This is a genomic window from Bradyrhizobium sp. Ash2021, from assembly GCF_031202265.1.
Taxonomy (GTDB): Bacteria; Pseudomonadota; Alphaproteobacteria; order Rhizobiales; family Xanthobacteraceae; genus Bradyrhizobium.
On the sequence record NZ_CP100604.1, the window covers coordinates 3,370,763 to 3,384,082 of the forward strand.

The 13,320-nt window shown below is 62.9% G+C and carries 13 protein-coding genes; 9 read left to right on the plus strand and 4 right to left on the minus strand.

Annotated features, from left to right (window positions below; genetic code table 11):
* Positions 1–209: 209 nt before the first annotated feature.
* Genes NL528_RS16050 through NL528_RS16060 form a run of 3 tightly spaced genes read right to left on the minus strand, consistent with a single transcriptional unit; the run spans position 210 to position 3,364 of the window.
* Entirely contained in the window at positions 210–1,127 is a 918-nt protein-coding gene (locus NL528_RS16050) for an NAD(P)-dependent oxidoreductase (RefSeq protein WP_309183652.1), read from the minus strand.
* A 27-nt stretch (positions 1,128–1,154) separates the two neighbouring features.
* Positions 1,155–2,405 carry a Zn-dependent hydrolase gene (locus tag NL528_RS16055; RefSeq protein ID WP_309183653.1) on the minus strand — a complete coding sequence of 417 codons (1,251 nt, stop codon included), beginning with the start codon at positions 2,403–2,405 and terminating at the stop codon, positions 1,155–1,157.
* 41 nt (positions 2,406–2,446) lie between these two features.
* Positions 2,447–3,364 (minus strand): LysR family transcriptional regulator, encoded by a 918-nt coding sequence (locus tag NL528_RS16060; RefSeq protein WP_074280678.1) that lies wholly within the window; start codon positions 3,362–3,364, stop codon positions 2,447–2,449.
* Between the two features lie 119 nt (positions 3,365–3,483).
* Between NL528_RS16060 and NL528_RS16065 the strand changes: the two genes are divergently transcribed.
* From NL528_RS16065 to NL528_RS16090, 6 genes are all read left to right on the plus strand, one after another.
* Positions 3,484–4,308 (plus strand): putative hydro-lyase, encoded by an 825-nt coding sequence (locus NL528_RS16065; RefSeq protein WP_309183655.1) that lies wholly within the window; start codon positions 3,484–3,486, stop codon positions 4,306–4,308.
* A 100-nt stretch (positions 4,309–4,408) separates the two neighbouring features.
* A complete protein-coding gene (locus NL528_RS16070; RefSeq protein ID WP_309183656.1) occupies positions 4,409–5,653 on the plus strand; it encodes an ABC transporter substrate-binding protein in 1,245 nt (414 codons plus the stop codon).
* 273 nt (positions 5,654–5,926) lie between these two features.
* Positions 5,927–6,760: a branched-chain amino acid ABC transporter permease gene (locus NL528_RS16075; RefSeq protein WP_309184918.1), complete on the plus strand. Its 834-nt coding sequence runs from the start codon at positions 5,927–5,929 to the stop codon at positions 6,758–6,760.
* Positions 6,760–7,740, plus strand: a complete 981-nt coding sequence (locus NL528_RS16080) for a branched-chain amino acid ABC transporter permease (protein ID WP_309183657.1) — start codon at positions 6,760–6,762, stop codon at positions 7,738–7,740. Before NL528_RS16075 ends, NL528_RS16080 begins: the two co-directional genes overlap by 1 nt.
* Positions 7,737–8,468 (plus strand): ABC transporter ATP-binding protein, encoded by a 732-nt coding sequence (locus NL528_RS16085; RefSeq protein ID WP_309183658.1) that lies wholly within the window; start codon positions 7,737–7,739, stop codon positions 8,466–8,468. The genes NL528_RS16080 and NL528_RS16085 overlap by 4 nt, the downstream gene beginning before the upstream one ends.
* The gene (locus NL528_RS16090) at positions 8,452–9,156 is read left to right on the plus strand and encodes an ABC transporter ATP-binding protein (RefSeq protein ID WP_074280690.1); all 705 of its coding nucleotides are present in this window, start codon (positions 8,452–8,454) and stop codon (positions 9,154–9,156) included. Before NL528_RS16085 ends, NL528_RS16090 begins: the two co-directional genes overlap by 17 nt.
* Positions 9,157–9,405: 249 nt before the next feature.
* On the opposite strand, the gene NL528_RS16095 is transcribed toward NL528_RS16090, so the two are convergent.
* A complete protein-coding gene (locus tag NL528_RS16095; RefSeq protein WP_309183659.1) occupies positions 9,406–10,065 on the minus strand; it encodes an aldolase in 660 nt (219 codons plus the stop codon).
* 151 nt (positions 10,066–10,216) lie between these two features.
* Between NL528_RS16095 and ltnD the strand changes: the two genes are divergently transcribed.
* From ltnD to otnK, 3 genes are read left to right on the plus strand one after another with little or no spacing between them, the layout of a single operon-like run.
* Complete coding sequence (gene ltnD, locus NL528_RS16100; protein WP_309183660.1) at positions 10,217–11,131, plus strand: L-threonate dehydrogenase; 915 nt, start codon at positions 10,217–10,219, stop codon at positions 11,129–11,131.
* A gap of 21 nt (positions 11,132–11,152) precedes the next feature.
* A complete protein-coding gene (otnI, locus tag NL528_RS16105; protein WP_309183661.1) occupies positions 11,153–11,935 on the plus strand; it encodes a 2-oxo-tetronate isomerase in 783 nt (260 codons plus the stop codon).
* Positions 11,932–13,221 (plus strand): 3-oxo-tetronate kinase, encoded by a 1,290-nt coding sequence (otnK, locus tag NL528_RS16110; protein ID WP_309183662.1) that lies wholly within the window; start codon positions 11,932–11,934, stop codon positions 13,219–13,221. The genes otnI and otnK overlap by 4 nt, the downstream gene beginning before the upstream one ends.
* Positions 13,222–13,320 lie beyond the last annotated feature (99 nt).

The following is a 13,320-nucleotide window of genomic DNA, read 5'->3' on the forward strand; positions in this document are numbered from 1 at the left end:
GACGACCGGAATGCTGCGGCTTCCCCATGCCGACCCGACCTCTCGGCGAAGCATCCGTGAGATTTCCGGCGCCGACCGATTTTGGGAAAGTTCCTCTCAGTTGACGCAAGCAATATCACCGCTGCATCCACCTTTAGGAAACAACTTCCATCAACATCCGCCCCTCTCCCGAGAACACAAGGGGAGAGGGGAAGTAAGGGCGTCCGTGCCTACTTCGAACCCTTCGCAATCCTCCGGCAATGCGCCCACGCGGCGCCGATCAAATTCTCGCTCGCCTCGGGCGTGCGGAAGGCCGAATGCGCCGACAGCGTCACGTTCGGCAGCTTGGTCAGCGGATGATCGGCCGGCAGCGGCTCGACGTTGAAGACGTCGAGGCCGGCGTGGCGGATCTGGCCTGACTTCAAGGCATCGATCATCGCAGCTTCATCGACGATGGCGCCGCGCGCGGTGTTGACCAGGATCATGCCGGGCTTCATCGCCTCGATGCAGGCGCGCGAGACCAGCCCGCGGGTCTCGTCGTTGAGCAGCAGATGGATCGACACCACATCGCTCTCGGTCAGGAGTTCGTCCAGATCGACAAACTCGACTTTTGGATGTTTCTTCGGCGACCGGTTCCAGGCGATCACGCGCATGCCGCTGCCGGATGCGATGCGCGCGACTTCGGCGGCGATGCCGCCGAAGCCGATCAGGCCCAGCGTCTTGCCGGTGAGCTGCATCGCGTCCTCGCGCAGCCAGTTGCCGGCGCGCATCTCGCGGTCCATTCGCGCGATGCCGCGCGCGGCTTCCCACATCAGCGCGATGGCGCATTCGGCGACCGCGGTATCGCCATAGCCCTTGATCAGATGTACGGCGATGCCGAGCTCGTCGAGTTCTTCCGGGTTCATGTAGCTGCGCGCGCCGGTGCCGAGGAACACCACGTGCTTAAGACCGGTGCACTTCTTCGCCACCTCGGTCGGCAGCGCGGTGTGATCGACGATCGCGATGGCGGCGCCATCCAGCAGTTTCGGATATTGATCTGGTGTGATGTCCGGGTTGCGATTAATGCGAACCTTTGGATCGCCGGATTTTTCCAGCCGCTCAAAAATCACCGCCAGCGATTCATTGGCATCGACAAAAACACCGTGCACGGGAATTCTCCGATTATGGGATGATGGTCAGGACGCGACGCCGGCGAGCGCCAGCACGGTATGCATCAACACGTTGGCACCCGCCGTGCAATCGGCTTGGGTCGCATCCTCCAGCTCGTTGTGGCTGATGCCGTCCTTGCAGGGAACGAACACCATCGCGGCCGGCATGATGGTGTTGAGGTTGCAGGCATCATGACCCGCGCCTGAGGTGATGCGGCGGTGGGAATAGCCGAGCATCGTGGCGGCGTTCTCGACCGCATCGACCAGCTTGGGATTGAAGTGCGTCGGCGGCTTGCGCCAGACCAGATCGAGCTTGACCTCGACCTTGCGCCGGGCGGCGATTTCCGCGATCGCCGCGCGCAGATCCTTGTCGAGCGCGTCCATGATCGCGGCATCGGCGCTGCGGCAGTCCATTGTGAAAGCGATTTCGCCGGGGATGACGTTGCGCGAGGGGTTGGCGATCACGGATTCGCCGATGGTGCCGACCGCCTTCGGGCCGTGTTTCCTGGCGATGGCCTCCATCGCCAGCACGATTTCCGACAGTGTTGCCAGCGCGTCGCGGCGCAGCGGCATCGGCGTCGAGCCGGCGTGGCTCTCAAAGCCGGTGATCTTGCCATCGTACCACAGCACGCCCTGGCCGGAATCGACCACCCCGATGGTCTTGCTCTCGGCTTCGAGAATCGGCCCCTGTTCGATGTGCAGTTCGACGAATCCGGAGAATTTTTGGCGGCCGACCGGGCTTGCGCCGCGATAGCCGATGCTGTCGAGCGCTTCGCCGACGGTGACGCCTTCGGCATCCTTTCGCGACAAAATATCGTCGGTGGTGAAGTCGCCGACATAGGCGGCCGAGGCCATCATCGCCGGCGCGAACCGCGAGCCTTCCTCATTGGTCCAGTTGCAGATGCAGATCGGCATCTCGGTTTCGATCCCGGCATCGTTGAGGGTGCGGACCACTTCGAGTGCGGCCAGCGTGCCGAGCACGCCGTCATATTTGCCGCCGGTCGGCTGGGTGTCGAGATGCGAGCCCATGCCGACCGGAGGCTTTGACATGTCGCGCCCCTTGCGCAGGCCGAACATCGATCCGAGCGTGTCGACATGGACCTCGAGGCCCGCAGCCTCGCAGGCTTTGCGGAACCAGTCGCGCACCTGCTTGTCCTCGGGGCCCAGCGTCAGCCGCCGCACGCCGCCTTTGGGCGTGGCGCCGAATTTCGCGGTTTCGTGAATCGTGTCCCACAGGCGGGCGGAATCGATTTGCAAATTGGATGCGATTTTTGTCATTGAGCTATTCCGGAGCTATTCCAAAGATCAGGCGATCCGTTTCAATGACGCGGCGACAGCGGCGCGTCAACAACGACGCCGCCTTGCGCCAGGGAAGCGGCGAGTTCGGCCACCCGCTCGATGGCGACGGTGTCGGGGGAGGCCAGCCAGCTCGCCGAAAACGTCAACAGCGGTATCTGCAGGTTGGTCGACAGCAATTGCAGCCGTCCATCAGCCAGTTCGTTTTCGACGATCGCGGTCGGTATCACAGCAATGCCGAGGCCTTCGATCGCCATATGGATCACCGTTCCCAGTGAAGCGCTGGCGTGCAGGCGGATCGGCGGCAAATCGGGCCGGTTGAACAGCGCGCGCACGATCTCGTAAGGCGGGGTCTTGCGCGGAAAGGTGATGATCGGAAATTTCGCCAGATCGTGCACCGTCAGTCGCTCCTTGCCCAGGCCGAGCGAAGGGCTGGCCAGAAATCCCACGGAATAGTCGCACAGCACCCGGTTGCTGATGGTCGGCCCGGTCAGCGGTCCGAGCAGGAACGCGAGCTCGATTTCCTGCGCCAGCAGCCGGGTGCGCAAATTCGAGGTGATGTCGACTTCGATCTCGACAGAGAGGTTGGGATAGGCGTGATTGACGCTCTTGATCAGCTGCGTCAGAAAAGTGTGGACGATGGTCTCGGCGACGCCGAGCCGCAGCACGCCGCGCATCGCCGAGTGGTCGCCGACCACGGCCAGCATTTCCGAGCGCAGGCCGATCAGCTTTTCCGCATACACCATCATCTGCCGTCCGTGCGGCGTCGGCAGCACCATGCGGCGGTCGCGCTGCAGCAGCTTCACGCCCACCTCCTGCTCGAGCTGGGCGATCCGCTGCGAGATCGCGGGCTGAGTGGTGTTGAGCTTCTGGGCCGCGCCGCGGAAGCTGCCCAGCGTCACCACCCACATGAGGGTCTCAATTGCCTTGAAATCGACCATGCACTTCAATCTCGCAGATCGATAAATTTGATTTATCGATCTTGATTAAAAACTACGATTAGACATTATGGTAGCCATATGCGCCATTGTCTGTCGAGCAAATTAGCGCGGGATCAACGATGACCAGCCTCGCAAAAACAGAGCGGCTTATCGATCAAGCGGCGGCGGATCTTTCGCCCAGCGTCGCGGCCCGGCATGCCTACCGCGCCGGAATGGCGGCAAGCACCGCCGGTGTCGCCAACGGCTGCGTCCAGGGCAATCTCGCGATCCTGCCGGAAAAGCTCGCCGGCGCGTTTCACCGCTTCTGCCAGCTCAATCCGAAACCCTGCCCGATCATCGGCATGTCCGATGTCGGCGACCCCCACATTCCCTCGCTCGGCCTCGACCTCGACATCCGCACCGACGTGCCGCGCTATCGCGTCTGGCGCGACGGCGAGGTGGTGGACGAGCCGACCGACATCCTATCGTACTGGCGCGACGATCTGGTCGCCTTCGTGCTCGGCTGCTCGTTCTCGTTTGAAGAGGCGCTGTTGGACGAGGGGCTGCCGATCCGCCACATCGAGCACAAGGTGCGCGTGCCGATGTTCCGCACCAACATCGCCTGCAGCCCGTCGGGACCGTTTGCCGGTCCGATGGTGGTGTCGATGCGGCCGTTCAAGCCGGCGGATGCGATCCGCGCGGTGCAGATCACTTCGCGCTTTCCGTCCGTGCACGGCGCGCCGGTTCATCTCGGCCTGCCGGGTTCGATCGGCATCGCCGATATCACCAAGCCCGACTATGGCGATCCGGTACCGGTCGCAGCCGACGAGATTCCGGTTTTCTGGGCTTGCGGCGTGACGCCGCAGGCGGTGATATCAGCCGCCAAGCTGCCGTTCGCGATCACGCATGCGCCGGGATTGATGCTAGTGACCGATCTGAAGAACAAGCAATTGGCCGTGCTTTAATGGGCAGCGTCTGCCGTTCTTTGAGGCTTTACCGCAAGCCTCGCGCGTTTCATCGATAGTCTTGAATCAGATAGTCTTGGGATTAACAGGGGATTTTACAATGACGATCACTCGCCGCAATATATTGCTCGGAGCCACCGCTGTCGCAGCTCTCGCACCGATCGCGAGCCGCGCGCAAACCACGGAAGTGGTGATCGGCGTCATCTATCCATTCTCCGGCGCCAACGCCCAGCTGGGCGTCGATGCCCAGAAGGCCTATGAGACCGCGCTGGAAATCATCAACAAGGACTACGATTTCGTTCTGCCGCTGGCCAAGGGCGAAGGTTTGTCCGGTCTCGGCGGCGCAAAAATCCGCCTCGTATTCGCCGACCACCAGTCCGATCCGCAGAAGGGCCGCGCCGAGACCGAACGCCTGATCACCCAGGAAAAGGTTTGCGCCGTCATCGGCACCTATCAGAGCGCGGTCGCGGTCACCGTCAGCCAGATCTGCGAGCGCTACCAGATCCCGTTTATCTCGGCGGACAATTCCTCGCCGAGCCTGCATCGCCGCGGTCTGAAATTTTACTTCCGCGCCGCACCGCATGACGAGATGTACTCGGCCGCGATGTTCGATTTCTTCGATGCCATGAAGAAGAAGGGCACCAAGATCGAAACGCTGGCGCTGTTCCACGAGGACACCATCTTCGGCACCGATTCCGCCAACGCCCAGCTCAAGCTGGCCAGTGAGCGCGGCTACAAGGTGGTCGCCGATATCAAATACCGCGCCAACTCGCCGTCATTGTCGGCCGAGGTGCAGCAGCTCAAGGCGGCCAATGCCGACGTGCTGATGCCCTCGAGCTACACCACCGACGGCATCCTCCTGGTCAAGACCATGGGCGAACTCGGCTACAAGCCGAATGCGATCGTGGCCCAGGACGCCGGCTTCTCCGAGAAGGCGCTGTATGACGCGGTCGGCGACAAGCTCGAAGGCGTGATCTCGCGCGGCACCTTCTCGCTCGATCTCGCCGCCAAGCGGCCGATGGTCGGCAAGATCAACGCCATGTTCAAGGAAAAGTCCGGCAAGGATTTCAACGACCTCACGTCGCGGCAGTTCATGGGCCTGATCGTGATGGCGGAAGCCATCAACCGCGCCAAATCCACCGACGGCGACAAGATCCGCGAGGCGCTGGTGGCGACCGACATCGCGGGCGAGCAGACCATCATGCCGTGGAAGCGCATCAAGTTCGACGAGATGGGCCAGAACAACGACGCCGACCCGGTGCTGCTGCAATATACCGGTGGCAAGTTCGTCACCGTCTCGCCGCCGCAAGCGGCGATTGCCGAAGCCGTCTGGCCGATGATGTAATGGTCGCGCGCGGGGGCGGGGGGACCGGGCTGTGACAGCCGAAACCATTATCCAGAGTCTGGCGCCTTTCGTCATTGCGAGCCACCGGGTCGGCGCGAAGCGCCGCCCGATGACAGGCTCCGTGAAGCAATCCATGGTGCAGCGAGAAGAAAGAATGGATTGCGTCGTCGCTTCGCTCCTCGCAATGACGAACCCTCACGATAAGGTCGTGAGCCTGGAGCAACCCCGGTGACAGCCGAGACCATCATCCAGAGTCTGGCGAGCGGCCTGTTGATGGGGCTGCTCTATGGGCTGATCGCCGTCGGGCTGGCGCTGATCTTTGGCCTGATGGACGTCGTGAATTTCGCCCATGGCGAATTCCTGATGATCGCGATGTATGCGACCTTCTTTCTGTTCGCATTCTTCGCGATCGATCCCTTGCTGGCGGCGCCGCTGGTGGCGGCGGCGCTGTTCGTGTTCGGGGCGGTGGTCTACCTTTTGATCGTGCGCTTTGCGGTGCGCGCCAAGGCCAACGCCGGCATGGTGCAGATTTTCTCCACCTTTGGGCTTGCGATCGTCATGCGCGGCCTGGCGCAATTCTTCTTCACGCCGGATTATCGCAGCGTCACCCATTCCTGGCTTGGCGGTAAAACCATCTCGCTTGGCGGCATCTTCCTGCCCGAGCCGCAACTGGTCGGCGCAGCAGTCTCGATCGCGGCGTTCGGCGGGCTGTATTTCTTCATCAACCGCACCGATTTCGGCCGCGCGCTCGAAGCCACCCGCGAGGACGCCGGCGCGGTGGCACTTGTCGGCATCGACAAGAATCGCGTGTTCGCGCTGGGCTGGGGCCTCGGTGCTGCGCTGGTGGGCCTGGCCGGCGCCATCATGTCGATATTCTTCTACATCTATCCCGATGTCGGCGCGTCGTTTGCGCTGATCGCCTACGTTACTGTGGCGCTCGGCGGTTTCGGCAGCGTGTTCGGCGCCTTTGCCGGTGGCATCATCGTTGGCCTTGTCGAAGCCACCACCGCCATGATCCTGCCGCCGTCGCTGAAATCGGTCGGCATCTACGCGGTCTATTTGCTGGTGGTGTTCGTCCGGCCGCGCGGCCTGTTCGGGTCGATCTGATGGATAGCGATTTCGCCCAGCGCCGCCGCCGCGACCTGATCGTCGCCGCTTGCCTCGCCGTGATCGCTGCTCTCGTCCCGCTGTTCGTCAAGGACGTCTACGTCCAGAACATCATGGTTCTGACCTTGATGTACGCCGCGTTGTCGCAAAGCTGGAATATCTTGTCTGGCTATTGTGGACAGATTTCGCTCGGCCATGCGCTTTATTTCGGACTCGGCGCCTACACCACCGCGATCCTGTTCACGAAGTTCGGCGTGCTGCCGTGGTTCGGCATGCTCGGCGGCGGGTTGATCTCGGCGCTCATCGCGATGGCGCTGGGTTATCCATGTTTTCGGCTGCGTGGACATTACTTTGTCATCGCCACCATCGTCATCGCCGAAATCGCGTTGCTGCTGATCCAGAACTGGGATTGGGCGGGTGCAGCGCTCGGCATCGATATTCCCGTGCGCGGCGACAGCTGGCTCAAATTCCAGTTCACGCGCAGCAAGCTGCCCTATTTCTATTTCGCGCTGGGGCTGGCCTGCGTCGCCTGGTTCGTCACCTGGTGGCTGGAAGATTCCAAATGGGGCTTTTGGTGGCGCGCGGTGAAGGACAATCCGGACGCCGCCGAAAGCCTCGGCGTCGTCGTGTTCAATTCCAAGATGGGGGCGGCAGCGGTGTCGGCCTTCCTCACCGCGGTCGGCGGCGGCTTTTATGCGCAGTTCGTCTCCTACATCGATCCCGAAAGCGTGATGGGTTTTCAGTTCTCGCTGCTGATGGCGCTGCCTGCGGTGGTCGGCGGTATAGGCACATTGTGGGGGCCGATGCTGGGCGCGGTGATTCTGATCCCGCTCACCGAACTGACGCGCTCCTTCATCGGCGGCTCCGGCCGCGGCGTCGACCTGATCGTCTACGGCTCGCTGATCGTGCTGATCTCGCTGGCGCGGCCGCAGGGCCTGATCGGGCTGTTCTCTCCGAAGCGCAAGGAGGCGGTGCGATGACGCCTCTATTGGAAACCCGCGGCGTCTGGCAACGCTTCGGCGGCCTGATCGCCAACAGCGATGTCTCGATTTCGGTCGGGCGCGGCGAAATCGTCGGACTGATCGGGCCCAACGGCGCCGGCAAGTCGACGCTGTTCAATCTGATCGCGGGCGTGCTGCCGCCGACCCAGGGCTCGATCTGGTTCGACGGCGAGGACGTCACCAAGCTGCCGGCGGCCGAGCGCTGCCAGCGTGGCATCGGCCGCACCTTTCAGGTCGTAAAGAGTTTTGAGACCATGAGCGTGATCGACAATGTCATCGTCGGCGCGCTGGTCCGCAACACCGTGATGCGCGTGGCGCGCCGCAAGGCCTACGAGGTGCTGGAATTCTGCGGCCTAGCCGCCCGCGCCAACGTGCTGGCCAGCGAGCTCGTCCCGTCGGAAAAGCGCCGGCTCGAAGTCGCGCGGGCGCTCGCGACCGAACCAAAGCTGCTGCTGCTCGACGAAGTGCTCACGGGTCTGACGCCGGTCGAGGCGAAAACCGGCGTCGAACTGGTACGCAAGGTGCGCGATACCGGCGTCACCGTGCTGATGGTCGAGCACGTCATGGAAATCGTGATGCCGCTGGTCGATCGCGCCATCGTGCTCGATCTCGGCAAGGTTTTGGTCGAGGGCAAGCCGACCGAGGTGGTCCGCGATCCCAAAGTCATCAGCGCCTATCTGGGGGACCGTCATGCTGTCGGTGCATGAAGTCACCACCGCCTATCAAGGGCTGGTCGCGATCTCGGCGGTGAGCATCGAAGTCGCCAAGGGCGAGATCGTCTGCGTCGCCGGCGCCAACGGGGCCGGCAAGTCGACCCTGCTGAAATCCATCGCCGGCGCCGAACGCCCGCGCTCGGGCACCGTGACCTTCGACGGCGTACGCATCGACGGCAAGGCGCAGCACCTGATCACCAAGGACGGCATCGCCTATGTGCCGGAAAACCGCCGGCTGTTCCCGCGGCTGTCGGTGCGCGACAATCTGCGGCTCGGCAGCTACCTCTATCGCGGCGAGGCCAACCGCGACGAACCGCTGGATCTCGTGTTCAAGCTGTTCCCGCGGCTGTCCGAGCGGCTGGAGCAGCGCGCCGAAACGCTCTCCGGCGGCGAGCAGCAGATGCTGGCGATCGGCCGCGCGCTGATGACGCGCCCGCGGCTACTCATGCTGGACGAGCCTTCGCAGGGCATCATGCCAAAACTGGTCGACGAAATCTTTCAGGCCGTGATGCGCATCCGCGACACCGGTTTGACGGTGCTGATCGTCGAGCAGCGGATGGCTGAGTGCCTCGAAATCGCCGACCGCGCCTACATCCTGCAAACCGGCCGCGTGCTGATGCAGGGCAGTGCGGCTGAGATCAGGACCAACCCGGACGTGCGCAAGGCGTATCTCGGGCTGTGATTCGTCATTGCGAGGAGCGTAGCGACGAAGCAATCCATTCTTTCTTTGCGTCGTGAGATGGATTGCTTCGCTTTGCTCGCAATGACGTGGAGAGAGCGTGTCCCAGTTCTCTCCGTCATGCCCGGGCTTGTCCCGGGCATCCACGCCTTACTTTCTTGTCGCGCCGAAGACGTGGATGGCCGGGCATAGGCGAGCGGAAGCGACGCCGTCCTTCGGACGGCTATGCCCGGCCATGACGACGAGGGGAGGTCAGTCGTGCGCGTGTTCCGGCAACGCCAGCCCAAACACCTTCGTCAAATCCTTGACCTGTTCCGGTGACAAATAGCGCGGGTTCAGCCCGCGCAGCAGCAGATACAATTTCGCGGTCTCTTCCAGTTCCTCGATCGCAAACACCGCGGCTTCCAGCGTGTCGCCTGATACCACCGGGCCGTGATTGGCCAGCAGCACGGATGAGTATCTGCCGGCCAGTCCCTTGATCGCATCCGCGACCGCGGGATCGCCGGGCCGATAATACGGAACCAGCGCGGTCGCCCCGCACTTCATGACGTAATAGGCCGTCATCGGCGGCAGGGCGGCGCGCGGATCGATTTCGGGCAGCATCGACAGCGCCACCGAATGGGTCGAATGCAGATGCACCACGGCGCGGGCGGCGTTGCGGGTCTGATAGAGCGCGGTATGCAGCGGCACTTCCTTGGTCGGGGCATCGCCGAAGAGCAGCCTGCCGGACGCGTCAAGCCGCGACAGCCGCGCCGGGTCGAGCGAGCCCAGCGAGGCGTTGGTCGGTGTCACCAGCCAGCCGCCGTCATAGACTTTCACGCTGATATTGCCCGATGAGCCCGGCGTCAGCCCGCGCTCGAACAGCGAACGGCCGAGCCGGCAGATTTCCTCGCGGAGCTTGGTTTCGCTCATGGCAGCATCCTCTTGCCGCCTTGTCTCATGCTTTGGCAGCGCGGCCAAGCCGTGATACCCAGAGGCAAAGCCGCAAGCCGCATGATCCGGAAAAGTGGGTACCGGTTTTCCGAAAAGATCATGCTCAAGGAAACTTCTGAGGGAACGCCGTATGCCTGAATCCGTAAAACCAAGCGTCGCCGTGATCGGGCTGGGCTCGATGGGGTTCGGCATGGCGACCTCGCTGCGGCGGGCGGGCTTTGCCGTCACGGGCTGCGACGTCTCGGCGGAATCGGTCAAGCGGTTCGTGGCCGACGGCGGCAGCGGCGCCAAAACTCCGGCGGAAGCGGCCAAAGGCGCTGACATTGTGGTCAGCGTCGTTGTCAACGCCGCGCAGACCGAGACCATTTTGTTCGGCGCCAATGGTGTTGCTGAAACCCTGCCCAAGGGGGCGGTTTTCATTTCCTCCGCCACCATGGATCCCGATGTCGCGCGGCGGCTGGCAAAGCACCTGGAAGAATCCGGCCGGCTCTATCTGGACGCGCCGATCTCCGGCGGCGCCCAGCGCGCGGCGCAGGGCGAACTCACCATTCTGGCTTCAGGCAGTGCTGCGGCTTTTGCGAAAGCGCGGCCGGCGCTCGATGCGATGGCGGCAAAACTCTATGAACTCGGCGATGCCGCGGGCCAGGGCGCCGCGTTCAAGATGATCAACCAGCTGCTCGCCGGCGTTCATATCGCGGCGGCCTCGGAGGCGATTACGTTTGCCGCCAAGCAGGGCCTCGATATCCGGAAGGTGTATGAGGTGATCACGGCTTCCGCCGGCAATTCCTGGATGTTCGAGAACCGCATGCCGCATGTGCTGGACGGCGATTATGCGCCGCGCAGCGCGGTGGAGATTTTCGTCAAAGACCTCGGCATCATCCAGGACATGGCGCGCACGGCGAAATTCCCGGTGCCGGTCGCCGCCGCAGCGCTGCAGATGTTCTTGATGACAGCGGCCTCCGGCATGGGCCGCGACGATGACGCCTCGGTGGCGCGGATGTATGCCCGCGTCACCGGCACGGCTTTGCCGGGCGAACCGAAATAAACCGACAACAAGAGGACAGCGATGCCCCGTTTTGCCGCCAATCTCTCCATGATGTTCAACGAGGTGCCGTTCCTCGACCGCTTTGATGCGGCGGCGAAAGCGGGCTTTACATCAGTCGAATTCCTGTTTCCCTACGACCATCCGGCCGAAGAAGTTGGCCAACGGCTGAAGGCCGCCGGCCTGACGCAGGCGTTGTTCAATTTGCCGCCGGGCGATTGGGCGGCCGGCGAAAAGGGCTTTGCCGCGCTGCCGGAGCGCTTCGACGATCTCAAGCAGAGTCTGCAGACCGCGCTGCCTTATGCGCAGGCGACCGGCGTCAAGCGGCTGCATCTGATGGCCGGCATCGCCAGCCGCAGCGAGCGCAAGGCGGTCGAGGCGTTTTATAAATCGGTGGCATGGGCCGCGGAATTTTTTGCGCCGCATGGCCTCGATGTCGTGATCGAGCCGATCAATCCGCGCAACGTGCCCGGCTATTTCCTCAACGACTTCAACTTCGCGCACGATTTGATCAACGAATTGAAGATTCCCAATCTGAAACTGCAGTTCGACATCTATCACTGCCAGATCATCCATGGCGACGTCACCATGCGACTGCGCGATATGATGCCGGTGATCGGCCACATCCAGATCGCCAGCATCCCCTCGCGCAACGAACCTGACGGCGAGGAGCTGAACTATCCGTTCCTGTTCACCGAACTCGACAAGCTCGGCTATGGCGGCTTTGTCGGCTGCGAATACAATCCGCGGGCCAAGACCACCGATGGCCTTGCCTGGTTCAAACCCTATGCCGGAGTAAAACCGTGACGCTGGCCGGCAAATTATTTCTCGGCTGCATTGCCGACGACTACACCGGCGCCTCCGATCTCGCCAATACGTTGACGCGCGCGGGCCTGCGTACGGTGCAAACCATCGGGGTGCCCTCCGACAATCTGGCGCTCCCCGAGGTCGATGCAGTCGTCGTCTCGCTGAAGAGCCGCTCGATCGAAGCGGGTTTGGCGGTGACGCGCTCGCGCGCGGCGGAAAAATGGCTGCGCAGCCGCGGCGCGGATCACGTGCTGTTCAAGATCTGCTCGACCTTCGATTCCACCGATGCGGGCAATATCGGGCCGGTCATGGACGCGCTGCGCGCGGAGTCTGCCGACACAATAGTGCTGGTGACGCCGGCCTTTCCGGAAACCGGCCGCACCGTCTATCAGGGCAATCTGTTCGTAGGCCTGGTGCCGCTGAACGAAAGCCCGCTAAAGGATCATCCGCTCAATCCGATGCATGATTCCAATCTGGTGCGGGTGCTGGCGCGCCAGAGCAAGACCAGGGTCGGGCTGATTGCCCTTGCAACGCTGACGCGCGGTCCGGATGCGGTCCGCGCGCAACTGGCCGATCTCTCGGCCAAGGGGTTTGGCGCGGCCATTATCGATGCGGTGTTCGACCGCGACCTCGAAACCATCGGCAGCGTCGCGCTGGATCATCGCTTGTCTGTCGGCGCCTCCGGTATCGGGTTAGGCATCGCCCGGGCGCTTGTCGCCTCCGGCAAGGTCAAATCGAGCGCGCCAAGTGCCGTTCCCGATACGCCGGTCGGCGGACCCGCGGCGTGTCTCGCCGGCAGTTGCTCGCAGGCGACGCTGCAGCAGATCGCCAACGCCGAAAAGACGATGCCGGTGCTGCTTCTCGATCCCGAGCGCGTCGTGGCCGGCAAGGACGAAGCCGGGCGCGCGCTGGCCTGGGCGAAGACGCGAATCAATCAAGGCCCGATCCTGATCGCCAGTAGTTCGACGCCGGAAGAGGTCGCAGCTCTGCAGTCACGTCATGGCCGTGATGCAGCCGGACATGCCATCGAGCAGGCGATGGCCGATATCGCCGAAGGCCTGGTTCAATCCGGCGTGCGCAGATTGGTGGTCGCCGGTGGTGAAACTTCAGGCGCCGTCGTGGATCGGCTGCGGATTCCCGGCTTTCTGGTTGGCGCAGAAATCGCTGCAGGCGTGCCGGTTTTACGCGCGGTCGGTGCCAACAATGGTGAAATGTTGCTTGCACTGAAATCAGGCAATTTCGGCGGTCCGGAATTTTTCTCCGACGCTCTCGCATTGATGCGCTGATCGCGTCTCCCCGTTCATTTGTTGGTGACGGCTGTCGACTACCGTAGTTTCACGGACTGCCAAATTAACACAACCTCAGCAGGCGTTAGGGCTTGGTGC

Excerpts from the sequence above, each read along its gene's own strand:
- NL528_RS16085 (WP_309183658.1), top strand. The coding sequence starts at position 7,737 with ATGACGCCTCTATTGGAAACCCGCGGCGTCTGGCAACGCTTCGGCGGC.
- NL528_RS16070 (WP_309183656.1), top strand. The coding sequence starts at position 4,409 with ATGACGATCACTCGCCGCAATATATTGCTCGGAGCCACCGCTGTCGCA.
- ltnD (WP_309183660.1), top strand. The coding sequence starts at position 10,217 with ATGCCTGAATCCGTAAAACCAAGCGTCGCCGTGATCGGGCTGGGCTCG.
- NL528_RS16060 (WP_074280678.1), bottom strand. The coding sequence starts at position 3,364 with ATGGTCGATTTCAAGGCAATTGAGACCCTCATGTGGGTGGTGACGCTG.
- NL528_RS16075 (WP_309184918.1), top strand. The coding sequence starts at position 5,927 with ATGGGGCTGCTCTATGGGCTGATCGCCGTCGGGCTGGCGCTGATCTTT.
- NL528_RS16090 (WP_074280690.1), top strand. The coding sequence starts at position 8,452 with ATGCTGTCGGTGCATGAAGTCACCACCGCCTATCAAGGGCTGGTCGCG.
- NL528_RS16065 (WP_309183655.1), top strand. The coding sequence starts at position 3,484 with ATGACCAGCCTCGCAAAAACAGAGCGGCTTATCGATCAAGCGGCGGCG.
- otnI (WP_309183661.1), top strand. The coding sequence starts at position 11,153 with ATGCCCCGTTTTGCCGCCAATCTCTCCATGATGTTCAACGAGGTGCCG.
- NL528_RS16080 (WP_309183657.1), top strand. The coding sequence starts at position 6,760 with ATGGATAGCGATTTCGCCCAGCGCCGCCGCCGCGACCTGATCGTCGCC.
- NL528_RS16095 (WP_309183659.1), bottom strand. The coding sequence starts at position 10,065 with ATGAGCGAAACCAAGCTCCGCGAGGAAATCTGCCGGCTCGGCCGTTCG.
- NL528_RS16055 (WP_309183653.1), bottom strand. The coding sequence starts at position 2,405 with ATGACAAAAATCGCATCCAATTTGCAAATCGATTCCGCCCGCCTGTGG.